Raw genomic sequence first — 22,535 nt, forward strand, 5'->3', positions numbered from 1 at the left:
CGAAACCGCTCGACAGCATCTGACTCGCAACCTAATCTTCACCCCTGAAAAAGGGGGATGCAATGCGTCGATATGGTCGAACCTTATTGTTGGTTCTCGCTCTGGCCGGGGCGTCGTCGCCGGTTCTGGCTGCCGCCACAGCCCAGGAAGTGCTGGCTGGAACCGAGCGGCAGGATGGCCTGCTGCCCGTCCATGTCGACCGGCGCGAGGGCGAGGTCTTCCTGAGGCTGCCGCCTCCCGATGCGAATGGCCTGGCCGGGCGCTTCATCTATGTGAGCGGGCTTGAGACGGGCCTCGGTTCGGCGCCGCTGGGCCTTGACCGAGCGGTCAGCCAGGGCGCGCGGATGCTTGTGTTCCGCCGGGTTGGAAACCGGGTTCTGGCGGAGGTCGAGAATGAACGTTTCCGTGCGGCGACCGGCACACCGGAAGAGCAGCGGGCGGTGCGTGAATCCTTTGCCTATTCCACCATCTGGCGGGGCGAAGTGGCGGCCGAAACGGCCGATGGTGGGTTCCTCGTCAATGTTGCGCCCTTTCTCGCCCGCGACGATCTCCAGCTTGCCGGAGCCCTTTCGGAGGGAGATCGGTCATTTTCCTTCCAGTCTGACCTTTCTGTCGCTGACACCAATTTCATCCGGGTGTTTCCGCGCAATATCGAAATGCGCGCGCGCCTTACCTTTACCGCTGCGAATCCGGGCGACGAGATCGGCAACATTACGCCCGTCAGCGGCAATCTGAGCTTTGTCGTCCGCCATTCGCTGATCGCGCTGCCGGAACCTGGTTATCAGCCGCGCCGTTTCGATCCGCGGGCCGGCTCTTTCGCGATGCAGGTCGTGGACTATTCCGCGCCGCTCGGCCAACCCGTCGTCTACGAGCTCGCAAACCGCTTCCGGCTCGACCGGACAGATCCTGCGGCGGAGCGTTCTCCGGTCAGCAATCCGATCACTTTCTATATCGACCGCGGCGCGCCTGAGCCGATCCGCACGGCGCTCCGCGAGGGCGTTTCCTGGTGGCGCGACGCGTTCGACGCGGCCGGCTTTATCGATGCTTTTCGTGTCGAGATGCTGCCCGAAAACGCCGATCCGCTCGATATCCGCTACAATGTCGTCAACTGGGTGAACCGCGCGACGCGGGGCTGGTCTTACGGCCAGGTGATCGAGGATCCGCGCACCGGGGAGATCATCAAGGGGCAGGTGCTGCTCGGCTCGCTCAGGGTGCGCCAGGATATCATGATCTTCGAGGCACTGGTCGGGGCCGGGCTGACCGGCACAGGCGATCCCAACGATCCGATTAGCGCCGCGCTCGCCCGCATCCGCCAGCTTGGCGCGCATGAGGTGGGCCATGCCATCGGCCTTGCGCACAATTTCGCCGGCAGCGCCCAGGGTCGCTATTCGGTGATGGACTATCCGGCGCCGCGCGTCCGCCTTGTCGATGGCCTGCCGGATATTTCCGATGCTTACGGTGTCGGCGTCGGACGGTGGGATCGTTTCGCCGTAAACTGGCTCTATGGCGCGCAGACCGATGCCGAGGCCGCCCCGATCATGGCTGCCGGACTGGCGGAGGGCTTGCGCTATGTGGGGGATGGCGAATCCCGCTCGGTGGGCGACGCCCATCCGGTCGGCAGCCTGTGGGATGATTATGCCGATCCCGTCGCCGAGCTCGACCGGATCATGGAAGTCCGCCGCGTTGCCGTCAGTCGCTTTGGGCCGGCGGCTATCGGGGCAGGGCAGCCGCTCTCCCAGCTGCGCCGCGCCTTTGTGCCGATCTGGCTGCTGCATCGCTATCAGGTCGAGGCGGCGAGCAAGGTGCTGGGCGGTGTCGATTTCAACTATGCGCTGAACGGAGACGGGCTGGAGCGGGCGACACCGGTCGCAGCGGAATCTCAGCGGGCTGCGCTCGATGCGCTGCTCCGTACGCTCGACCCTCAGGCGCTTGGCGTGCCTGATACCGTGCTGCCCTATCTGTCGAACGCCTATTCCGGCAACAATGATCGCCAGACGAGCATCGAGATCTTTCCGACGGCCGGCGGTCCGGTTTTCGACCCGCTCAAGGCCACCGAACTGGGCGCGGTGGTGAGCCTTGCCGGCCTGTTGGCGCCCGACCGGCTCAACCGTCTCGAAATCCAGAGTCAGTCGGCGGATATACCCGGCGCCCATGAAGTGATCGATGCGGTGATCGGCCGGACTTTCGGCTTTACCGGGCGCGAGAGCGACGCAGGTGTCAGACGGCGGATCGCCACAACGACAGCATTGGCATTGGCCCGGGTCCAGCGTGATGCCGGTCTGTCGCCGACCATTGCGCTCGCATTGTCGGACCGGCTGGATTCTCTTGCAGATGCGCTCGATGGGCGCGGCTCGGATGTCCATGCGCAGTGGCGCAGGGGGCTTGGGAACCTGCTTCGGGACCGTGAGGCGCTGAATGCCGCGATTGCCGATGAAGACAGGCTGCCGCGCGTGCCGCCGGGCATGCCGATCGGTTAGCGCGCCTGGCTATATGCCGGTTCCGCATGACCGGAAGATTGGAAACCCGGCTCGGTTACTGCCGTGCCGGCGATTTCGTGCGCCGCGCGTTCGGTGGCGATCATCGCCTGTTCCAGTGATGCCTGGTGACGGGCATCCTTGAACTCCTGATATTCGACCGCGATGGTCTCAATGGCGTCTTTCGCCACGCCAAGATACCCGGCGCACGTTGCAAGATGCGGGTCGAGATGGTTCGACTGGGATCGAACGCCCTCATGAAAGCCGAATTCACCGCGTGACGACAGAACAAGCATGGATTTGCCGGAAAGCGTCGGTTCGAGCGGCCAATCGCCGCGCGCCAGATCGAAACTGAAAGTGCGATTGATCCGAACAACCTGGTCTATCCAAGCTTTGAGTATCGCCGGCATACCGTAGTTATACATAGGTGTCGTGACAACGATGTGATCGGCAGCCGCGACTTCGTCGATAAAAATATCGGATTGCGCGAGAGCGGCCTGGTCTGCCTGGCTCCGTTGGTCCTCTGGCGTGAATGCCGCCGCGATCCACTCCTGTGTTACGAATGCCGGCGGATTGTCTGTCAAAGCACGTTCGACAACCTTCCCTGAAAACCCTGTTTTGGCCAGTGTCTGGCGGAAATGAAGGGCCAGGTTGCTGCTGATAGAGTGCGCGCGACGGGGGCTTGCATGGATGATTAATATATTGGTCATTTCGTCCTCCATTTTCATTGCCCAATGCGTAATGTATGAAAAACTGGCGTACAAATGGCGATTAGTCGATCATAAGGTGAATTTGAGTCATGTATAACGTCCCCGGATTGCAAGCGCTGCGAACTTTCGACGCTGCGGCGCGGCGTATGAGTTTCAAGGAAGCCGCCAGGGAGCTTTCGGTTACGCCAACGGCGGTCAGCCATCAGGTTGCGCGTTTGGAAGACCAGCTGGATACCAAGCTGTTCGAACGCCGTGTCCGGCAGGTGAGCCTTACCGAAGATGGCGCGCGTCTGGCCGATGCGACAGAATCGGCCTTTGCGATACTCCAGCGTTCGGTCGAAGCGATTGATCGCAGACGATCGCGGAAAATCGTCGTTGTTGGAGCGACGAATGCCTTTGCGTCGAAATGGCTGATACCCAGGGCGTCTCGCTTCGCGGATGCCGCACCGGGTTGGTCCATGTCGATACTGGCCAGTGAGAAACTCGCCGATGTCGACGCCGGCGAGGTCGATATCGCCATCCGTTATGGCGGTGACGCCGTCAAAAGAGGCCAGACCGCAACACCGCTGGTTTCGGACAAATATATTCCAGTTTGCACGCCGTCCTATTGGCAGCAACTGCAGGCTGGCGGTGCGCCGATGCGCCTGATCCACGCCGAATGGTATCGCAAAGATCGGCCCGCGCCCAGTTGGGATGCCCTTTCACCGGCCCTGGAAAGCGCGGCGAACGGCTTGCAGGACCTTATCCTGTCGGATGAGCTTTCGGCCATTTCCGCGGCGCTTGCGGGCCAGGGAATCGCGTTGGCCAGCGCCCTGCTTGTCGCGCAGGATATCGAACTGGGATTGCTTGTCCGTCCTTTTGACGGAGAGATAGCGGGCGCCGACTATTCGCTGATCACACTGGCAGGAGCTGGTTTGGCGGCGGAGACATTCAAGAGCTGGATCGTCGGCGAAATGGCGCTCTATACGGAAAGCCCCGCACGCTCGCGTTGAGGCGGCATACGCCATTCTTCTCGGCTAGCCATCGGGATCAATGGTGCACAGCCCGGATCCAGGGCCCAAAGCCGGAATCGCCCAGCCATGCGACCTGCGTTTCCGCTGAAACCCTGTTGATCGCTTCCTGCGGCTTGGGCCCGGGATGGACGGCGCGGCGCAGGGGGCGCGTGCCGGCGGGCATGGCGATGATCTCGGCAATGGCGCGGGGAACATCGGCGGGATCGGCGGTTCTGCCCGAACCATCCTCGGTGCCCATCCGTTCCACAAGTGCGGGATAAGCGGCGCGGCGCTCCTCGGGCGTCCGCTCTCGCAGCGCGGCGGTATACCGGTTGCGATTGACCCATATCCGGGTCGGATAGCCGCCGGGCTGGATAATCGTCACGTCGATATTGTGGGGGACGAGTTCATAGGCGAGCTGTTCGAACATCGCCTCGACGGCGAATTTGGTCGGCGAATATTGCCCCGCGCCGGGCACGATGACCCGGCCCAGTTGCGAGGATATGGCGAAAATCTGGCCGGAGCCCGCTGCGCGCATGCCCGGCAACACGGCGCGCGCCATGCGCTGATATCCGAGCACATTGGTATCGAACATCAGCTGCGTCGCTTCCATGTCCTGCAACTCGATCGGCCCGGTGATCCCGATGCCGGCATTGTTGACGAGTATATCGATGGCACCGCCGGCAATCCGTTCTGCCTCGGCCACGCCCGCGCTCACCTGTTCATCGGAGAGCACATCGATTTCGACAATCCGGAGATCGAGATCTTCGGCCTCAGCTTCGGCGGCCAGACTGTCCGCTTCGGGGCGTGGCAGGTTGCGCATAGTTGCGATGACCCTGGCCCCCGCGCGTGCGAAATGGAGCGCGCCGAGACGGCCAAAACCCGAGGAACAACCGGTAATCAGGATCGACTTGCCCGACAGGTCGGTCGGTGCCGTTTGGGCGAAAACCGGCATTGTTGCAGGAGTGGCGGAAAGCGCGGCGACCGCGGCGGTTCCGGCGAGCAAATGGCGGCGGTTCATGGTTGGCATCGGCCTTCTCCTGCTATTGTCGCCAACATAGCATGATTCCGTCATCCCCGCGAAGGTGGGAATGACGGGTTGAGAAGAACTAATCTGTTGCTTGCAAACGCAGCGCCACCTCGTTCAGGAACCGCGCATCGTCGCCTTTGGCGAGCCAGTCGGCCTCGGCAGCAATTGCGCCGAGCAGATCCGTCAGCGGTTCGATTTCGGCCTTGGCGTAATTGCCCAGCACGTGGCGGGTAACGCGGGTCTTGTTGCCCGGATGGCCGATTCCGATGCGAATCCGGCGAAATTCATTGCCGATATGCGCATCGGTGGATCTTATGCCGTTATGTCCGGCCGTCCCCCCGCCGCGCCTTACCTTGATCTTGAATGGCTCCAGATCGAGTTCATCGTAAAACACCGTCACATCTTCCGGCCCAAGCTTGTAGAAGCGCATGGCCTCGCCAATCGCCTGGCCCGATTTGTTCATATAGGTTGCGGGCTTGAGCAGGAGGATTTTCTCCCCCCCGATCCTGCCCATCTGCGCCCAGCTCTGGAAACGAGAACGCGTAGCGTCGAATCCATGCACCTCGGCAATGGCATCGGCGACCATGAAGCCGACATTGTGCCGCTGCATGCTGTGTTCCGCACCGGGATTCCCAAGACCAACCCATAATTGCATGATGCGTTTAGCGCCTTTCTGCGACTAGCTGTCCTGCTCTTTGCTGCGGGCAAAAGAAAACCGGCCTGTTCGATAGAACAAGCCGGTCTTCCTATCCATAGCTTATGGCAGAGGGAGAGGGACTTAGCTGTCCGACTCTTCCTCGCTGCCGCCATCGCCCTGTGCGGTGGTCGGTACTTCGTCTGCACCGACTTCTTCTTCGCCGTCTTCGCCTTCTTCACCTTCGGCGGATGCATCGTCACGCTTGAGCGCGGACGGCGCGACAACGCCTGCAATGGTGAAGTCGCGATCGTCGATGGCCGAGACAACGCCCTCGGGCAGTTCGATCTGCGAAATATGGATCGAGTCGCCGACTTCCAGGCCGTCCAGCGGAACAACGATTTCGCTGGGAATGTCGTCGGCTGGGCAGGTGAGCTCGAGTTCATGGCGAACAACGTTGAGTACGCCGCCGCGCTTCAGGCCGGGCGATTCCTCTTCGTTGACGAAGCTGACCGGAATTTCCAGCGTGACGCTGGCGCCTTTGCCGATGCGCAGGAAATCGACATGCATCGGGCGATCAGTGACCGGGTGGAACTGGATGTCCTTCGGAAGCGCGTTTGTCTTGCTGCTGCCGAGTTCAAGGGACACGAGGCTGTTCATGAAATGGCCGGTCTGCAGCAATTTCACGAGCTCTCGCTCTTCAAGGTGGATGGGTTCCGGGTCTTTCTTGTCGCCGTAAATTACGGCGGGGACTCGGCCTTCGCGACGCATTGCGCGAGAGGCTCCCTTGCCTGCTCGCTCGCGCGCTTCGGCCGACAATGTCAGCTGATCGCTCATCTGAATATCTCCAAATCGCTGGGTGGTTAGTGTTTCAAAACCCGCCACGCCTCCAGGGGGCACATAGCGGGAAAGCGGGGCGTATACGGGGGAGCAGGGGCTTTGGCAACTGTTTGTGAGTGCCTCAGTTTGTCAGAACGTCGCTATCGCAACGTCTCCGCACCAGCCCGCTCCCCCACCCGACCTCCCATTCAGGGTACACTCGTGGGGGAGCGGGCTGGTGCGGCGCTCAACCTATAGGTTGAGTCTGACAAATGAATCCGGATGCGGCGCCCTTGCGCGAGCAAGGTTCTGACAAACCTACTGAACCCGTACGACTTCGATTCCTGCAGTTTGCAGGAAATCCTGCACGGATTCATCGCCAGCCAGATGCCCGGCTCCGACGGCCATGAACACAGCGCCCGGCTCATCGAGGCGTTCGCGGATCCAGTTTGCCCAGCTGGCGTTCCGCCGGGTGAGAAGCGTCTGCCGCAAGGGCTCTGAAAGAACCAGTTCATCGTCGAAGGTCCGGGCGATTTCCTCTTCATCGCCGGATCGCCACGCTTCCAGCATGGCATCGAATTCGGCGCGGATATCTTCGGGCGTGTCGATGACGGAGCTGAGGAAATAGCGCTGCGCCTCTTCGGGCAGGCTGTCGAAAAAACCCAGTTGCTGGGCGGGCGTTTCGAGTCCGGAAATAGGTTTGTTCGCAAGCTGGAAGATCAGCTCGAGCTGATCCTCGACGCCATTGTTGGAATCGAGCCCCAGGTCGTTGAGCGTGACCCCGACCAGCATCAGTGACGCCGCCCAGGTTTCCAGTCCGTTGAGGAAGGATTCGGGGAACGGCCCACGCGCTATCATCGAGGCAAGTTGCGGCAACAGCTCGGCGTCGACCCGTTCGCCGATCGGCGGCAGGTCTGACGATACGCCGAGCTGCATGAGCAGGAGCGCCGCATCGCTCTCGCCAGCGGGGCTGGTTGTTTCGAGGATCAGGGTATCTGCGCCCTGGATGGCGGCATCGATCGTCGTGTTCCGCCATGAAAAACCGTCAGGCAGGACATGGATTGTGCCGAACAGCCAGATGGTCGTGTCTTCATCGGAAACCCGCCACAGCGCGGGCGCATCACCCTGTGGGGTTGAATCTGTCGCGACAACAGGAGCCGGAGCAACAGCCTGCGGTGTCTGGGCGGGCGCACAGGCCGAAAGCAGCATGGCAGAAAGGGCGGAGGTGAAGGTTTTGGCTATCATGGCAACCGCCTATCCGCGATTTGATGCGCAAAGAAAAGTCCGCAATCCCTAACCGGGCAGGGCGAAGGCGACCATAAAGTCGCCGGGCCGGGTTCCCGAACTGCCATGGCCGCCTGCGGCGATAACGACATATTGGCGGCCTTCCCATTCATAGGTCATCGGCGTCGCCTGGCCGCCAGCCGGCAACCGGCCCTTCCAGAGCTCTTCGCCGGTCTCGACATCGAAGGCGCGGAGATAATCGTCTAGCGTCGCCCCGATAAAGACCAAATTTCCGCCCGTGACGATGGGCCCGCCGAAATTGGGCGTGCCGATCGGCAGGGCCAGCCCACCGGGCGCAAGGTCCTCGGTCGTTCCGATCGTCTGGCGCCAGACGATTTCGCCGCTTGCCAGATCGATCCCGGCAAGAACGCCCCAGGGCGGTGCATTGCACGGCAGGCCCAGCGGTGAGAGCAGTGTTTCGCGGGTCATTGCGTATGGCACGCCTTCCATTGGCGCGAATTCCGCGTCGTCGGCAAGATCGGTAATGTCGCTTTCTTCCTCGGCGCCGGGCACCAGGTGAATGGCCTGGGCGAGGTTGCTCATATTGATGACGAGCAAGTTTCGATTGGGATCATAGGCAGCGCCGCCCCAATTGGCCCCACCGCCGGAAAAGGGATAGGCGAGCAGGCCATCGAGGCCGGGCGGCGTGAACAGACCCTCGCCGCGCAGATTGCGAATGCGCGAAGCGCAGGCAAGCCGATCCCACAATGTGATCCCGAACGCATCCGCAAACGGCCTGAGGCGGTTGGGGACGACGGGCGGCGTGTTGACCGGGAAAGGCTGGGTAGGGGACAATATTTCTCCCTCGACGCCGCCTTGCGGTACCGGGCGTTCCTCTATCGGCAGAAAGGACTCGCCGGTCTCGCGGTCGAGCACGAACACGAGGCCCGTCTTGGCAACCTGGACGACCACATCATGGGCTTCGCCGTCGCGCCAGACGGTGACCAGACTGGGTTGGGCGGGAAGGTCGTAATCCCAGACGTCGTGGTGGACGGTCTGGAAATGCCAGACGACCTCGCCGGTCTCACCATTCAGCGCGACGACCGAATTGGCGTAATGATTGTCCCCGGCCCGGGCACCGCCATAATAATCGGGGCTGGGGCTCGATGTCGGCAGGAACATCAGGCCGCGCTCTTCGTCGACCGACATTGTGGACCAGACATTGGCGTGACCGACAGTATCGGCAGAGTTTCCGGCCCAGCTGGACCGTGTCGGATCATCGGGGTCGCGAGGTACGGGATTGAAGCGCCAGAGGATTTCTCCGGTGCGCGCGTCGAAACCATGAACCGTGCCCTGCGGTGCCTCCGTGCGCAGATTGTCGCTGATGGCGGACCCGGTGACTATCACATCGCCGATGACCGCCGGTGCGGAGGTGATCTGAAATTCGCCGGGCCAGCGCAGGGTGATGCTGGGTTCAAGGCGGACTTCGCCAGCGCCGCCAAAACCCTCGCACAGCGCTCCGGTGCGGGTGTCCAGCGCAATCAGCCGCGCATCGGACGTGCCGGTGAAAATGCGGGAGGCGCAGGGCGCGCCCGCTTCCGCTTCGCTATCCTGCCAATAGGAAACGCCGCGGCAGGTGAACTGATTCGCCGGGCGCTGGTCGCCTGCAATTTCCGGGTCATGCCGCCATTTCTCCTCCCCCGTGCCGGGGTCGAGCGCGATCACCTGATTGAACTGGGTGCAGAATATCAGTGAGCCTTCAACAAGGATCGGTGTAGTCTCAAGGGCGGTTCTGCCGATCACATCGTCGCGCCCATCCAGTGCCCCGGATCGATGCGTCCAGGCGATGGCAAGGTTGGCGACATTCTCGGTTGTGATCTGCCCGGCCGCCGAATAGCGGTTGCCGCCCCGGTCTCCGCCATAAGCGGGCCAGCCTTCGCCAATGTCCGCAGCCCCGGATCGGACGATCTCGGCTCGGCCATCGATGCCCAGATCGTCGGTCAACCCCAGCATGGACCAGATGACCGACCCGCCCAGCAGGCTGATCGTCAGAATTGCACCGAGAAGCAGCAGGCCGATGCGGATGGGCGTGAAACGCATAGGTGCACTATAGGGATAACACGGTGCGACACAAGTTGGGCGATTTCGCCAGTTTTGAGGCCAGATTGCTTGACCCGCGCGGCCTGTTGCGCCAATCCGCGCGCACCATTTATTGCAACTGCGAAGGCATGTCCTGCGCACAGTCGAAGGGCCGACCCGTTGGGTGAGAAGAACCCCCTCAGTTTTCAGCGCCTGATCCTCACGCTCCATGATTATTGGAGCGCGCAGGGATGCGTGATCCTGCAGCCCTATGACCTAGAAATGGGGGCAGGGACCTTCCACCCGGCGACCACCTTGCGTGCGCTTGGTCCGGACCCGTGGAAAGCGGCCTATGTGCAGCCCTCGCGCCGCCCGACCGATGGCCGCTATGGCGAAAACCCGAACCGGCTCCAGCATTATTATCAGTATCAGGTGGTCCTCAAACCGAGCCCGACCGATATCCAGCAGCTCTATCTCGACAGCCTGGTCGCGATCGGCATCGATCCACTCAAACACGATATCCGCTTCGTGGAGGATGACTGGGAAAGCCCGACGCTCGGCGCCTGGGGCCTGGGCTGGGAAGTCTGGTGCGACGGGATGGAAGTCACCCAGTTCACCTATTTCCAGCAGATTGGCGGGTTCGATTGCAAGCCGGTATCCGGTGAACTCACCTACGGGCTGGAGCGACTCGCCATGTATATTCAGGGCGTCGACAGCGTGTACGACCTTGCCTTCAACGATGAGGGCGTGACCTATGGTGATGTGTTTCTCGAAAATGAGAAACAGTTCAGCGCCTATAATTTTGAGCAGGCGAACACCGGAACACTGTTCCAGTGGTTCAAAGATGCCTCGGCCGAGTGCAAGGCGTGCATCGCAGCGGAACTTCCGCTGCCCGCCTATGACCAGGCGATCAAGGCGAGCCACATCTTCAACCTTTTGCAAGCACGCGGCGTGATTTCGGTCGCCGAGCGTCAGGCCTATATCGGCCGGGTGCGCGAACTCGCTGTCGGGTCGTGCGAAGCCTATATGGCCAAGAATGGGTGGAGCGCCTGATGGCTGATTTCCTGTTCGAACTGCTTTCCGAAGAAATTCCGGCGCGGATGCAGGGCAAGGCGCGCGCTGACCTGGAGCGGCTGTTCACGGCCGAGCTCGATGCGGCGGGCCTCAAGGCCGAAAGCATCGAAACATGGTCCACGCCGCGGCGGCTGACGCTGATTGCACGCGAGCTGCCGATGGAAACTGAGGCTGTTCGCGAGGAACGGAAGGGCCCCAAGGCCGACGCGCCCGATCAGGCGGTCGACGGTTTCCTGCGTTCGACGGGCCTGATGCGCGATGATCTCGAAACCCGCGATGTGAAAGGCAAGCCGACCTATTTCGCCGTGATCGACAAGCCGGGCCGTGCGACCGCCGATGTTCTTGGCGAAGCGATCCCGACGATCATCCGTGCTTTCCCCTGGCCCAAATCCATGCGCTGGGGCGCGGCCTCGGTCAGTTCGGAAAGCCAGCGCTGGGTCCGTCCACTACAGGGGATCGTCGCGATCCTTGGCGAGCAGTTGGTGGCGTGTGAGATTGACGGAATTGCCTCTGGCTATGAGACGGTAGGCCACCGTTTCCATCATGACGGACCCATAACGATCGGCGGGGCGGACGATTACGTGGAAAAGCTGCGCGCCTGCCATGTCATCGTCGATCACAAGGAGCGCGAGGGGATTATCCGTACGCGCGCCAATGCGCTGGCCGAAGAGGCGGGCCTTGTCCGCAAGCAGGATCCGGGGCTGGTCGAGGAAAATGCCGGGCTGACCGAATGGCCGGTGCCGCTGCTGGGCAGCTTCGATGAAAGCTTCCTCGAAGTGGCGCCCGAAGCGATCACCTTGGCGATGCGCAGCCACCAGAAATATTTCGCCTGCGAGAAACCGGATGGCAGCCTCTCTCCGCACTTCATCTGCGTGGCGAATATCGAGGCGGCCGATGAGGGCGCGCATGTCGTGGCCGGCAATGAAAAAGTGCTCGCTGCGCGGCTGTCCGACGCCAAATTCTTCTGGGAACAGGATCAGAAGGTCAGCCTTTCCGAGCATGCGAAAAAGCTCGACCAGATCGTTTTCCACGAGAAGTTAGGCACGGTCGCCGACAAGGTTGACCGGGTCGCAAAATTAGCGGGCTGGCTCGTCGAAGCGGACATCGTCAAACCGCTTGAGGATAGGCCCCAAGCAAAGGTGAAACTGGCTAACGATGTTTTCAATGCGGCGTCCTTGGCAAAGGCCGATCTTGTAACCGGCATGGTCGGCGAGTTTGCCGATCTACAGGGCGTGATGGGCGGCTATTATGCGGCCAATGAAGGTCTCGACCCCGAAGTCTCCGCCGCGATCCGCGATCATTACAAGCCGGTCGGGCAGGGCGATGACGTCCCCACCGCGCCGGTAACGGTGGCGGTGAGTTTGGCGGATAAGCTGGATGCATTGGTGGGTTTTTTTGCGTCAGAAATGCCCCCCACGGGATCGAAAGATCCGTTCGCTCTGCGGAGAGCGATGATCGGTGCACAAGCCTTGACAGAAAAATCAGGGCTAAGGTTCTCCCTCACCGATGCAGTTCTCAAGATATTGGATTTGCTAGCTCCTGAGGACGAAAGCGGCAATCGCTGGATTTGGGGCTACAAAGAACTGAGCCTGGAGGAGCAGGAAAAGCAGCCTGAGGCTCACAAAGAAGGTGTGAAATGGTCACCACAGACTCCTGTTGACGAACAGCAAACTATAGTGAGTCTGCGCAAATTCTTCGCCGACCGCCTCAAGGTCCAGCAGCGCGAAGCCGGTGTCCGCCACGATCTGATCGATGCGGTGTTCGCGCTCGGCGGCGAGGACGATCTCGTCCGGCTGCTCGCGCGCGTCAAAGCGTTGCAGGCCTTCCTCAAGACGGCCGACGGCGCGAACCTGCTCGCCGGGTACAAGCGCGCGGCGAATATCCTGAAGAAGGAAGAGTGGGAGCCGGTCGAGGGCGACTACAACCCCGAACCCGAAGAGGCGCTCCTCCTCGAAGCCCTTAACAGCGCCGAACCCAAGGCTGCGACTGCCATTGCGGCCGAGGATTTCGAAAAGGCGATGGCGGCGCTGGCCACGTTGCGCAAACCGATCGACGCGTTTTTCGAGAAAGTCACCGTCAACGATGACGACCTGGTCAAACGCGCATCGCGGCTCGATATGCTGGCGCGTTTTCGCGACGCCGTTCACAGCGTTGCCGATTTTTCCAAGATTGAAGGCTGAACATGACCCAATATGTGTATCGTTTCGGGGGCGGTGTTTCCGAAGGCGGATCAGGAGACAAGAATCTGCTGGGCGGCAAGGGGGCCAATCTTGCCGAAATGTCGTCCATCGGCCTGCCGGTCCCTCCCGGTTTCACGATCAGCACGGAAATGTGCACACGCTATTATGAGGAAGGGCAGGCCTTTCCCGATGAGCTGCGCGAACAGGTTGCAGCGGGGATCGCCCATGTCGAACAGATAACCGGCAAAGGCTTTGGCGATGCGGCTGATCCGCTGTTGGTGTCCGTGCGTTCCGGCGCGCGCGTTTCGATGCCGGGCATGATGGATACGGTGCTCAACCTTGGGCTAAATGATGAGACGGTGAAGGGGCTGGCGGATACGTCGGGCGATCCGCGTTTCGCCTGGGACAGCTATCGCCGTTTCATCCAGATGTATTGCGATGTCGTGCTCGGTCTCGATCATGATGCCTTTGAAGAGGCGCTGGAAATTGCAAAGGAAGACAAGGGCATATATCTCGATACGGAGATGGAATCCGAGGACTGGCAGAAGCTGGTCGGCGAATATATGCGCCTCGCCGAGGCGGAACTCGGCCATCCTTTCCCGCAGGACCCGCAGGACCAGCTCTGGGGCGCGGTCGGCGCCGTGTTCGGCTCCTGGCAGGCGGAACGCGCCAAGGTTTATCGCCGGATCAACGATATTCCTGGCGACTGGGGCACGGCCGTAAACGTGCAGGCCATGGTGTTCGGCAATATGGGCGAAACCAGCGCGACCGGCGTCGCCTTCACCCGCGATCCGGCCACCGGCGAACGCGCCTATTATGGCGAATGGCTGATCAATGCGCAGGGCGAAGATGTCGTCGCCGGAATCCGCACGCCACAATATCTGACGACTGCCGCGCGTCAGCGGGCAGGGGCAAAGCCCGCCGCGATGGAAGAGGCGATGCCCGAAACATTTGTCGAGCTGGCCAAGGTCTTCGATCTCCTCGAAAACCATTATCGCGACATGCAGGATATCGAATTCACGGTTGAGCGCGGCAAACTCTGGATGCTGCAGACGCGCTCGGGCAAGCGCGCGGCCAAGGCCGCGCTCAAGATCGCCGTCGATATGGCGGGTGAGGGGCTCATCACCGAAGAGGAAGCGGTGCTGCGCGTCGATCCCGGTGCGCTCGACCAGTTGCTGCATCCGACGCTCGATCCCGAAGCGGAACGCGATGTTATCGCGCGCGGCCTTCCCGCATCGCCGGGTGCTGCGTCCGGTGTCGTCGTCTTCGACGCCGACACAGCCGAGCATCGCGCGGCGATGGGCGACGATGTGATACTGGTCCGGGTCGAGACCAGCCCGGAGGATATTCACGGCATGCATGCCGCCAAGGGTATTCTTACGGCGCGCGGCGGGATGACGAGCCACGCGGCGGTCGTCGCGCGCGGCATGGGCCGGCCCTGCGTTTCGGGCACCGGCAGCGTCGCCATCGACGCCAAGGCGAAAATGTTCACGGCAATGGACCGCGAAATCGGCGAAGGCGACATGATCACGATCGACGGCGCGACCGGCGAAGTGATGGTCGGCGAGGTTGCCACGATCCAGCCCGAGCTGGCCGGCGATTTCGGGCAGCTGATGGTCTGGGCCGACAAATCCCGCCGGATGCGGGTGCGCACCAATGCGGAAACGCCGGCGGATTGCCGGACGGCGCGGGAATTCGGCGCTGAAGGCATTGGGCTTTGCCGTACCGAGCATATGTTCTTCGACGCCGCGCGGATTACGGCTGTGCGGCAGATGATCCTGGCTGAGAATGAAGCGGGTCGGCGCACGGCGCTGGGCAAACTGCTCCCCGAACAGCGTCAGGATTTTACCGAGATATTCACGATCATGGCCGGTCTTCCGGTGACGATCCGTCTCCTTGATCCGCCGCTGCATGAGTTTCTCCCGCATGGCGAGGATGAGCTGCAGGAAGTTGCGGATGCTGTGGATGTGTCGATCGATACGCTGCGCCGCCGGGTCAGCGAACTGCATGAGTTCAATCCGATGCTCGGCCATCGCGGGTGCCGCCTCGGCGTCACCTATCCCGAGATTTACGAGATGCAGGCGCGCGCGATCTTCGAAGCGGCGCTCGATGTGGCCGAAAAAAGCGGCGAGGCACCGATCCCTGAAATCATGGTGCCTTTGGTCGCAACGCGGCGTGAGCTGGAGCTGATGAAGGCGGTCATCGACCGGACAGCCGACGCTGTATTCGAAGAGAAAGGCGCGCGTGTCGACTTTCTGGTCGGCACAATGATCGAGCTGCCGCGCGCTGCATTGCGGGCGGGTGAAATCGCCGAACAGGCCGAGTTTTTCAGCTTTGGCACCAATGATCTCACGCAAACCGCATTGGGTGTGTCGCGCGACGATGCCGGGCGGTTCCTCGGCACATATGTCGACCAGGGCATTTATCCGCGCGATCCATTTGTTACGCTGGATGTCGAAGGCGTCGGGGAGCTGATTGCGCTTGCTGCGGAGCGGGGCAGGGCGACCAAGCCGAACGTCAAGCTTGGCATTTGCGGCGAGCATGGCGGCGATCCGGCATCGATCGCCTTTTGCGAGCAGGTGGCGCTCGATTATGTCAGCGCCTCGCCCTATCGCGTGCCAATCGCGCGGCTTGCCGCGGCGCAGGCAGCCCTCGGGAAGGCGCTATGAGGCTGGCCCTGAGGATAGTGTGCGCGCTGATCCTTGGGATTGCCATTGGCCTGGGAGCGGTCTGGTGGTCGCTGCGCGCGGGCATCGACGCTTTCGACATCCGCAGCGGCCCCTGGGTCACGTCTCAGAATTTCGGATCCGCAGAAGCCAGCGACCGGGAGCGGGCGATCGTGGCCGTGCGCGGCCTGATGGCGCTGACCGCCAGCGAAGCCATTTACCTGAACGCCGCCATCGACAGCGAGGGGAGAGCATTGGATGGCGGTTGCCGCTACCGGATCAGCGGACCGCCCTTGCCTGCCCGTTGGTGGAGCGTCACCGCCTATGGCACCGACTCGCACCTGATCCCCAACGCGACCCACGCCTATTCGGCGGGTGGTGACGGAGCGGAACCGATTCTGGCCATGGTCGGTCCCGAGGCGAGCGCGGCGGACGTTGTAACGCGCGCCGGCGAAGCTTTCGAACTGACCATCAGGGCCTATGGCCCCGGCGATGGACTGGTGGAGGGGCCCTTGCCCGAGATTGAGCGGCTGTCATGCTGAAGCACAGGTTTGGCTGGATCGCGCTGGTCGCTGCTATTGCGATGCTGGTCTATTGGGGAACGGTGGCGATGACGCCGCGTGCGCTGATGCATCTGGTGATGGGCCGGTTGGAGCAGAATGCGCCGGTCAACGCCATGGGGCATGCCCCGCTCAGCACGGCCGAACGCCGCGTGATCGTAAGGCCCAGCCCGGATCTGGCCTATTCAACCTGTCTGTTCGACCTAACGGACGCTCCGCTCGAAATTGTCATTGAACCCATCGGTTCGCCCTACTGGTCGCTATCGGTTTTCGATGCCGCCACCAATGTCGCCTTTGTCCGCAACGACCGTGAGGCGAATGGTCAGCCTGTGCGTATCGCATTGGTGGGGGAAGGGCAGTCCGTTCCGGACGCGATAGAAACTGTCAGGGTGTCGAGCAATCGCGGTCTCGCGGTGCTCAGAATATTGGTGCCGGAGCGGGGATCGTTCGATGCGATCGACATCGACCGCCGCAACGCGCGCTGTGCACCGCTGAACTAAAAGGAAAACAAACGGGGCCGGGTGAGAGAAGCCCGGCCCCGCCTGATATTATCCGCCGACGAAATTGTCGGAGATCGAACAGGCCGCCGGCCCGAGGATCACGACGAAAAGCACCGGCAGAATGAACAAAATCAGCGGGATCGTCATGATCGCCGGCAGACGCGCCGCCTTTTCCTCGGCGCGCATCATGCGTTCGTTGCGGAATTCGGCCGACAGCACGCGCAGGGCGCTGGCCAGCGGTGTGCCGTATTTCTCGGTCTGGATCATAGTTGTGACGACACCGCGGACGGCCTCCAGGTCGACGCGATAGGCAAGGTTCTCAAAGGCCTGGCGCCGTTCGGTAAGGAAGCCGAGTTCGATTGCCGTCAGCGCGAATTCATCACCCAGTTCCGGATAGGCAGCGCCCAGTTCGCGGGCGACGCGGGTAAAGGCCGCATCGACGGTTAGACCCGCCTCGGCACAGATCACAAGCAGATCGAGCGCATCGGGCAAGCCTTTGCGAATCTCGTTCGATCGTTTGGCGACCTTGTTCGAAACGTACAGATCGGGCGCCTTGTAGCTGAGCAGGAACGTGCCACCGACGATCATGAATTTCTTGAACGGAGTATAGTCGGCAAGATAGCCGAAGCCGAACACCGCTATCGCCAGCCCGCCACCGATAACGATCGGCAGGACGAGGCGGCCGAAAATAACCGCAACGGCGAGATCCTTCGAGCGGATGCCTGCCTGGGCGAGCCGCTGCTGGGCCTGTTGAAGCTGATCGTCCTGAAGCGTGTTGAGCGATTTGAGGAGGGACCGCATCCGGTCCGTCGTCTCGTTCTTTTGCGTCAGCGATTTGCGTTCGCGGCGGGCCGAGGCGGTGATACCCGCCTTCAGCTGTTCACGGCGATCGTTGAGCGCCTTGACGCGTTTCGCCATGGGATCTCGCACGGTCGTTGCCGCATAAAGCGCCACAAGCATGGCGAAGGTCGCCACGGCTGCGAGCAGGGTCGCAACCAGAAAAACGTCGACACCGAGGATTGTTGGTCCGGCAGCTTCGGTCATAATATTCTCGCTCCCGTCCGCTAAATTTCGAAGTTGACCATTTTGGCCATGATGAACACGCCGATACCCATCCAGACCAGGCCGCCCAGTCCGGTGATCATCAGTCGTTCGTCGACGAAGAAACCGCCCATATAGCCGGGATTGATCGTCATGATCATCGCGAACACGATGAACGGCAACGAACCCACAATATAGGCAGAGGCTTTGGATTCAGCCGACATTGCCTTGATCTTGAGTTTCATCTGACTGCGCTGGCGCAGGACATTGGCAAGATTCGACAGCGTTTCGGCAAGGTTGCCGCCAGTTTCACGCTGGATGGCAAGAGTGATGCAAAAAAAGTTGAATTCCGGCGTACCCAGGCGTTTCGCCGTGCCTTCCAGCGCTTCATCCATGGTCTTGCCGATTTTCATCTTGTCGACCACGCCGGTAAATTCCGCGCCCACGGGATCGGGGACTTCGGTCGCGACAACCGATAACGTTTCCGAAATCGGCAGACCCGAACGCAACCCGCGCACGAGCAGCTCAATGGCATCGGGAAATTTGACGGTAAACTTGTTTACGCGCCGCTTGATCAGAAAGCCGACGATCATGTGCGGGACCGCGAGGCCGACAAAACTGCCGACCAGCAGGCCGAGCAGGATCGGCATACCCTTGAAGAACAGGAATACCCCGATCAAGATCGAGATTGCGACACTGACCATCATATACTGGCTGAGCGTCCAGCTCATGCCGGTTTGCTCCAGCCGGGTGCGCAGCATTTCCGGTCGCGGAAGGAAGCGGCCCGCCAGATTGTCCATCTTCGTATTGCGCTTGGCCAGAATGCGGTTCAGCTGCGTTTCGGCAGCAATCTGGCTTGTTGACGCCGAATGACGCCGCCGCAAAGCGCCGAGCCTTTTGGCCTGCGCCTTTTGCACATTGGGACCCGCAAAGGCCAAATAGACCAGTGCCAGGAAACCAAGCATCCCGAGGAAGAAGATAATCAGGGGTAGGATAGACATATATATTCTTTCCAATCGCTACTGGCTCGGCCGCTTGCGCAGCTTGGGCCGAGTTAGGCGTCCACGGTTTTCTTTTTTCCCGGATTTTTGGAAATCAGGGATTTGAAGCTGCCGAGCTTGTCCATGAGCGATCCACCGGCGACCGTTTCCGCGTCCCGATCTTCGCCATCGAGGCTGGAGACCTGTTCGGCGAGCTGCTTCAGCAGAGATCCGGTTTTTCCGGAACCGCTGGCTTCGGCTAGCGTTTTGCCGAGTTTCGCTGCCTGGACGGCGGTTTTCTGATCGAACGGGATGACCATGTCGATCTTGCGTTCGACCGAGGTTTCGAAATCCTTTTTCGAAATCTCGAGGGCGCCGCCAGCCGGTACGCGGTTTGCAACGAGGATAACCTGACATTGCGGTGCGTTCGACTTGAACCAGGAAAGCAGGCGAATCGTATCGCGCGTCGCAGCGAGCGTCAGTTCGGTCACGACCACTGCGCGGTTCACTTCGTTGAGCAGATGGGGATACTGGATCAGCGTCTGCCGCGGAATATCGATTACCGACAGTTCGAAGGCGCTTCGCAGTTCTTCTTCCAGCTGATAATAAGCAGAGCCATCCGTCAGCATGGGCTGGTTGATAGGTGCTTCGGCCGAGAGAACGGCAAGTTTTTCGTTCGCCTTGACCATCGCGCGTTCGATAAAGAGCCCATCGATACGGCTCGGGTTTTCGATCGCGTCGATAAGACCACGTCCCGGTTCCAGATCGAGCGCAAGAGCGTCCGTTCCGAAATGGATGTCGAGATCCAGAAGAGCGGTGAGACGTCCCTGCTGAGCGCTCAATTGCCAGGCAACCGAACTTGCAAGGGTCGACGCGCCAACGCCGCCGCGTGTGCCGATAAAGGCGGTCATGACATGCGGGCGATCCTGTTCGTCGCCATCTGCGTTGCGCGGACCGGCAAGAACCATCTGAGCCTGGGTCAATGTGTCGCGCAGCTGATCGGCGCTGAAAGGCTTGAGCAGATAATCCTGAATGCCGCTGGTCAGCAGATCGCGATACAGGCGAACATCGTTGACCTGGCCAGATGCGATAACGACCGTTCCCGGCTCGCAGACTTCGGCAAGGTTGTTGATGTCGTTGAGCGGGTCGCTGCTTTCCGACAGATCGACAAACAGGATGTTCGGGCTGGCCGAAACCGAGAGCGACTGGACTGCATTTTGCAGGCCGCCTTTGTTGACCTTCTCTTGCGCCCAGCCAAGCTCGGTAACGACGGGCTTCAGCATTTCTGCCGTTTCCTCGTCGCAAACATATGCTTGGAATGGTTCCCGCAAGCCAGCCGAACCGGAGTTAAAAGGTGCGTTCATTAGTTGCCTCCTCCAGAAGTGGCTTCATTCTGCAAACCTTCCGTACCGGTCGGCGTTGCTTCTCTGTATGTGCCGATGGCGCGCGAAGTCGTGCGCGGATCGCCTGAGCTGTCGCCGGATTGACCACGGATCAGATCTTCCGGGTTAGCGACCATTGCGGCAACGTTGCTATTGGTCGAACACCCATAATTGGATGTCGCAGATCCGGAATAGTTGAAGGTCGATCCGCGATCCCAGTTGGGGCAGTTCGGCACTTCTGCCTGCGTCCGGCTGACAACGATACGCATGTGGCCGGGAGCAACTTGGCCGGCTGTGACGGGCGCCTGGCTGGCAAGCAGCAAGCCGTAGCGCCCCGCGATCTCGGCCACCGAATCCCGGCGTCCGGCGGTGCCGTACGGGCTGGGATCGTCGATCGAGATGCGATCGCCATATCCGAGCTCCAGAGCTTCGAACCAGTCGGCCACCCGGGCCTGTTCGCTATAGGAAAGCGTGTCGCCATTGGCGGCCACGTCGAACACATAATCCGTCCGGCTCACAACAGGCTGATTCAGCGATGTCAGGCCAGGATTGCTTGGCCCGCCTGCACAGGCGGCCAGCGTGCTGGCGACGGCGAGAAGGGCGGAAGTTGCAATAATACGCATGATTATCTTCTCCAAGAAACGCTGAAACTAATCGTTGAACGAAAAGCCGGGTGCGGCGCTGCTGCCGGCAGGCTCTGCCACGGCATTTTGCTGCGGCGACCCAGCCGGTGACGGGAGCGCCTGATTGGCAGCGCCGGCGTCGATTCCCGGCTGTACTGTTGTCGGCGGAGCCATTGTCGGGCCGGGGCGCGTTGCACCGGTTTCACCCCGGTAGGTCCGGCCGAGCAGTAACCGTTCGGCGGCGTTCGGCGACTGGTACCCGTCGGTCGGCAGCGCGATCTGGTTGGCCGATACCGGCTGGACCAGATACGGCGTTACAACGATCACCAATTCCGTTTCGGCACGGCGCCAGCGGTTCGAGCGGAACAGCGCGCCGAGGATCGGCACGTCACCGAGGCCGGGCGTGCGGTTGACGGTCGTGTTATGGCTGTTCTGCAACAGTCCGGCGATCATGAAGCTCTGGCCTGAACCAAGCTCGACGGTCGTTTCCGCACGACGGGTCGTAAGCGCTGGCACGGTAAAGCCGTTGAGCGTGATCGCGCCATTGTCGGAAAGCTCCGAAACTTCCGGGCGAACGCGCATTGAAATGCGGCCGTTTGCCAGCACGATTGGCGTAAAGGCCAGGCTCACGCCGAATTGCTTATATTCGATCGAAACCGAGCCGAGACCCTGTGAAAGGGGGATCGGGAACTCGCCGCCGGCAAGGAAACTTGCCGTTTCGCCGGAAAGCGCGGTGAGGTTCGGTTCTGCAAGCGTGGTGACCAGGCCCTCTGTCTCCGCAAGGTCGAGCGCGCTACCGATGTCGAGACCGAGCAAATTACCCGCCGCGCCAAATGTGGTTGCGTTTGCAAGACCCTGGAAACCAGTGATGGCACCAGTCGTTTCGTCCGTGGTGATCGCACCGGCGCGCCCCTGGGCGACGCCGAACTGGAACCCGCCGGTCGTATCGCGGGTAAGCAGGTTCACACCGATATCGCGGACAACCGAACGGCTGACCTCAGCGATGCGGACCTGCAGGTTGACCTGCAGCGGCGTTGCGGTGCGCAGGCGGCTGACCACCTGTGTTTCTTCACCTACAAAGGCCTGCACAAGCGACTGAGCTTCCTGCACATCGCTGGGCGATGCGACCGTACCGGTGAGCAGTACCAGGCCGTTCATCGGCGTAACCGCAATCTGCGCTTCCGGCATGGCCAGATCGAGCATCGACGAAACGCTGTTCAGGTTTGTTCCGACGCGTACGGTTGCGGAATAAACCACATTGCCGGCGCTGTCGGTCGCATAGACTGTCGTCTCGCCTGCCGCTTTGCCGAACACGTACAGCGCCCTCGAAGACCGAACCTGGACATCTGCGATTGCGTCGTTGGCGACGAACAGATCGCTCATCGCGCGCGGCAGATCGACCAGCTGGCCGCGTCCAACGGACAGGGTCAGATTATCTGTCGGCTGGGGACGGGCAACCGTCTGCGCCTGGGCCGGTGCCGCAATCGGCGCGCTAAGGCTGGCGACGAGGGCAGTCGCTGCAACGGCAGCAAGTGCATGGAAGCGCGTTTTGCGTGTGATGGTCATC

The 22,535-nt window shown here is 61.3% G+C and carries 18 protein-coding genes; 7 read left to right on the plus strand and 11 right to left on the minus strand.

Translation table 11 applies throughout. The features are described 5' to 3' along the window. Positions 1-62 precede the first annotated feature (62 nt). A complete protein-coding gene (locus DFR46_RS01160) occupies positions 63-2,477 on the plus strand; it encodes a zinc-dependent metalloprotease (RefSeq protein ID WP_116234793.1) in 2,415 nt (804 codons plus the stop codon). Here DFR46_RS01160 and DFR46_RS01165 read toward each other — a convergent pair. Continuing rightward, complete coding sequence (locus DFR46_RS01165) at positions 2,474-3,184, minus strand: FMN-dependent NADH-azoreductase (protein ID WP_116237073.1); 711 nt, start codon at positions 3,182-3,184, stop codon at positions 2,474-2,476. The two genes, DFR46_RS01160 and DFR46_RS01165, sit on opposite strands and share 4 nt — an antisense overlap. Before the next feature lie 89 nt (positions 3,185-3,273). Between DFR46_RS01165 and DFR46_RS01170 the strand changes: the two genes are divergently transcribed. Then, positions 3,274-4,176: a LysR substrate-binding domain-containing protein gene (locus DFR46_RS01170; RefSeq protein ID WP_116234794.1), complete on the plus strand. Its 903-nt coding sequence runs from the start codon at positions 3,274-3,276 to the stop codon at positions 4,174-4,176. 37 nt (positions 4,177-4,213) lie between these two features. On the opposite strand, the gene DFR46_RS01175 is transcribed toward DFR46_RS01170, so the two are convergent. The 5 genes from DFR46_RS01175 to DFR46_RS01195 all read right to left on the minus strand — a co-directional run bounded on the left by DFR46_RS01175 (position 4,214) and on the right by DFR46_RS01195 (position 9,983). Then, complete coding sequence (locus DFR46_RS01175) at positions 4,214-5,206, minus strand: SDR family oxidoreductase (RefSeq protein WP_116234795.1); 993 nt, start codon at positions 5,204-5,206, stop codon at positions 4,214-4,216. 79 nt (positions 5,207-5,285) lie between these two features. Then, positions 5,286-5,861 carry an aminoacyl-tRNA hydrolase gene (gene pth / locus DFR46_RS01180; protein WP_116234796.1) on the minus strand — a complete coding sequence of 192 codons (576 nt, stop codon included), beginning with the start codon at positions 5,859-5,861 and terminating at the stop codon, positions 5,286-5,288. Positions 5,862-5,984: 123 nt separating this feature from the next. Then, the gene (locus DFR46_RS01185) at positions 5,985-6,677 is read right to left on the minus strand and encodes a 50S ribosomal protein L25/general stress protein Ctc (RefSeq protein WP_116234797.1); all 693 of its coding nucleotides are present in this window, start codon (positions 6,675-6,677) and stop codon (positions 5,985-5,987) included. A gap of 300 nt (positions 6,678-6,977) precedes the next feature. Beyond that, positions 6,978-7,904 carry a TraB/GumN family protein gene (locus DFR46_RS01190; RefSeq protein WP_116234798.1) on the minus strand — a complete coding sequence of 309 codons (927 nt, stop codon included), beginning with the start codon at positions 7,902-7,904 and terminating at the stop codon, positions 6,978-6,980. A gap of 48 nt (positions 7,905-7,952) precedes the next feature. Beyond that, complete coding sequence (locus tag DFR46_RS01195) at positions 7,953-9,983, minus strand: pyrroloquinoline quinone-dependent dehydrogenase (protein WP_211306356.1); 2,031 nt, start codon at positions 9,981-9,983, stop codon at positions 7,953-7,955. Positions 9,984-10,142: 159 nt separating this feature from the next. Here DFR46_RS01195 and DFR46_RS01200 point away from each other — a divergent pair, with 159 nt between their 5' ends. From DFR46_RS01200 to DFR46_RS01220, 5 genes are read left to right on the plus strand one after another with little or no spacing between them, the layout of a single operon-like run. Then, a complete protein-coding gene (locus tag DFR46_RS01200) occupies positions 10,143-11,015 on the plus strand; it encodes a glycine--tRNA ligase subunit alpha (RefSeq protein ID WP_116234799.1) in 873 nt (290 codons plus the stop codon). Continuing rightward, positions 11,015-13,216, plus strand: a complete 2,202-nt coding sequence (glyS, locus tag DFR46_RS01205; protein WP_116237075.1) for a glycine--tRNA ligase subunit beta — start codon at positions 11,015-11,017, stop codon at positions 13,214-13,216. The genes DFR46_RS01200 and glyS overlap by 1 nt, the downstream gene beginning before the upstream one ends. Before the next feature lie 2 nt (positions 13,217-13,218). After that, positions 13,219-15,885 (plus strand): pyruvate, phosphate dikinase, encoded by a 2,667-nt coding sequence (gene ppdK / locus DFR46_RS01210; RefSeq protein WP_116234800.1) that lies wholly within the window; start codon positions 13,219-13,221, stop codon positions 15,883-15,885. Next, entirely contained in the window at positions 15,882-16,424 is a 543-nt protein-coding gene (locus tag DFR46_RS01215) for a DUF1214 domain-containing protein (RefSeq protein WP_116234801.1), read from the plus strand. Before ppdK ends, DFR46_RS01215 begins: the two co-directional genes overlap by 4 nt. Next, the gene (locus tag DFR46_RS01220; RefSeq protein WP_116234802.1) at positions 16,418-16,942 is read left to right on the plus strand and encodes a DUF1254 domain-containing protein; all 525 of its coding nucleotides are present in this window, start codon (positions 16,418-16,420) and stop codon (positions 16,940-16,942) included. The genes DFR46_RS01215 and DFR46_RS01220 overlap by 7 nt, the downstream gene beginning before the upstream one ends. A 48-nt stretch (positions 16,943-16,990) precedes the next feature. Here the strand turns inward: DFR46_RS01220 and DFR46_RS01225 are convergent, their stop codons facing one another. Genes DFR46_RS01225 through DFR46_RS01245 form a run of 5 tightly spaced genes read right to left on the minus strand, consistent with a single transcriptional unit; the run spans position 16,991 to position 22,534 of the window. Beyond that, positions 16,991-17,986 carry a type II secretion system F family protein gene (locus DFR46_RS01225; RefSeq protein WP_116234803.1) on the minus strand — a complete coding sequence of 332 codons (996 nt, stop codon included), beginning with the start codon at positions 17,984-17,986 and terminating at the stop codon, positions 16,991-16,993. 20 nt (positions 17,987-18,006) lie between these two features. Then, positions 18,007-18,984 carry a type II secretion system F family protein gene (locus DFR46_RS01230; protein WP_116234804.1) on the minus strand — a complete coding sequence of 326 codons (978 nt, stop codon included), beginning with the start codon at positions 18,982-18,984 and terminating at the stop codon, positions 18,007-18,009. 53 nt (positions 18,985-19,037) lie between these two features. Then, the gene (locus DFR46_RS01235; protein WP_116234805.1) at positions 19,038-20,327 is read right to left on the minus strand and encodes a pilus assembly protein CpaE; all 1,290 of its coding nucleotides are present in this window, start codon (positions 20,325-20,327) and stop codon (positions 19,038-19,040) included. Then, entirely contained in the window at positions 20,327-20,968 is a 642-nt protein-coding gene (locus DFR46_RS01240) for a CpaD family pilus assembly protein (RefSeq protein WP_116234806.1), read from the minus strand. The genes DFR46_RS01235 and DFR46_RS01240 overlap by 1 nt, the downstream gene beginning before the upstream one ends. Before the next feature lie 27 nt (positions 20,969-20,995). Next, positions 20,996-22,534, minus strand: a complete 1,539-nt coding sequence (locus DFR46_RS01245) for a type II and III secretion system protein family protein (RefSeq protein ID WP_116234807.1) — start codon at positions 22,532-22,534, stop codon at positions 20,996-20,998. Between the last annotated feature and the right edge of the window lies 1 nt (position 22,535).

This window comes from Parasphingopyxis lamellibrachiae (assembly GCF_003385775.1).
In the GTDB taxonomy this organism is placed as follows: domain Bacteria; phylum Pseudomonadota; class Alphaproteobacteria; order Sphingomonadales; family Sphingomonadaceae; genus Parasphingopyxis; species Parasphingopyxis lamellibrachiae.

What these genes read in the sequence shown, in the direction of transcription:
- DFR46_RS01160 (WP_116234793.1), top strand. Translation starts at nt 63, where the DNA reads ATGCGTCGATATGGTCGAACCTTATTGTTGGTTCTCGCTCTGGCCGGG.
- DFR46_RS01165 (WP_116237073.1), bottom strand. Translation starts at nt 3,184, where the DNA reads ATGACCAATATATTAATCATCCATGCAAGCCCCCGTCGCGCGCACTCT.
- DFR46_RS01170 (WP_116234794.1), top strand. Translation starts at nt 3,274, where the DNA reads ATGTATAACGTCCCCGGATTGCAAGCGCTGCGAACTTTCGACGCTGCG.
- DFR46_RS01175 (WP_116234795.1), bottom strand. Translation starts at nt 5,206, where the DNA reads ATGCCAACCATGAACCGCCGCCATTTGCTCGCCGGAACCGCCGCGGTC.
- pth (WP_116234796.1), bottom strand. Translation starts at nt 5,861, where the DNA reads ATGCAATTATGGGTTGGTCTTGGGAATCCCGGTGCGGAACACAGCATG.
- DFR46_RS01185 (WP_116234797.1), bottom strand. Translation starts at nt 6,677, where the DNA reads ATGAGCGATCAGCTGACATTGTCGGCCGAAGCGCGCGAGCGAGCAGGC.
- DFR46_RS01190 (WP_116234798.1), bottom strand. Translation starts at nt 7,904, where the DNA reads ATGATAGCCAAAACCTTCACCTCCGCCCTTTCTGCCATGCTGCTTTCG.
- DFR46_RS01195 (WP_211306356.1), bottom strand. Translation starts at nt 9,983, where the DNA reads ATGCGTTTCACGCCCATCCGCATCGGCCTGCTGCTTCTCGGTGCAATT.
- glyS (WP_116237075.1), top strand. Translation starts at nt 11,015, where the DNA reads ATGGCTGATTTCCTGTTCGAACTGCTTTCCGAAGAAATTCCGGCGCGG.
- ppdK (WP_116234800.1), top strand. Translation starts at nt 13,219, where the DNA reads ATGACCCAATATGTGTATCGTTTCGGGGGCGGTGTTTCCGAAGGCGGA.
- DFR46_RS01215 (WP_116234801.1), top strand. Translation starts at nt 15,882, where the DNA reads ATGAGGCTGGCCCTGAGGATAGTGTGCGCGCTGATCCTTGGGATTGCC.
- DFR46_RS01220 (WP_116234802.1), top strand. Translation starts at nt 16,418, where the DNA reads ATGCTGAAGCACAGGTTTGGCTGGATCGCGCTGGTCGCTGCTATTGCG.
- DFR46_RS01225 (WP_116234803.1), bottom strand. Translation starts at nt 17,986, where the DNA reads ATGACCGAAGCTGCCGGACCAACAATCCTCGGTGTCGACGTTTTTCTG.
- DFR46_RS01230 (WP_116234804.1), bottom strand. Translation starts at nt 18,984, where the DNA reads ATGTCTATCCTACCCCTGATTATCTTCTTCCTCGGGATGCTTGGTTTC.
- DFR46_RS01235 (WP_116234805.1), bottom strand. Translation starts at nt 20,327, where the DNA reads ATGAACGCACCTTTTAACTCCGGTTCGGCTGGCTTGCGGGAACCATTC.
- DFR46_RS01240 (WP_116234806.1), bottom strand. Translation starts at nt 20,968, where the DNA reads ATGCGTATTATTGCAACTTCCGCCCTTCTCGCCGTCGCCAGCACGCTG.
- DFR46_RS01245 (WP_116234807.1), bottom strand. Translation starts at nt 22,534, where the DNA reads ATGACCATCACACGCAAAACGCGCTTCCATGCACTTGCTGCCGTTGCA.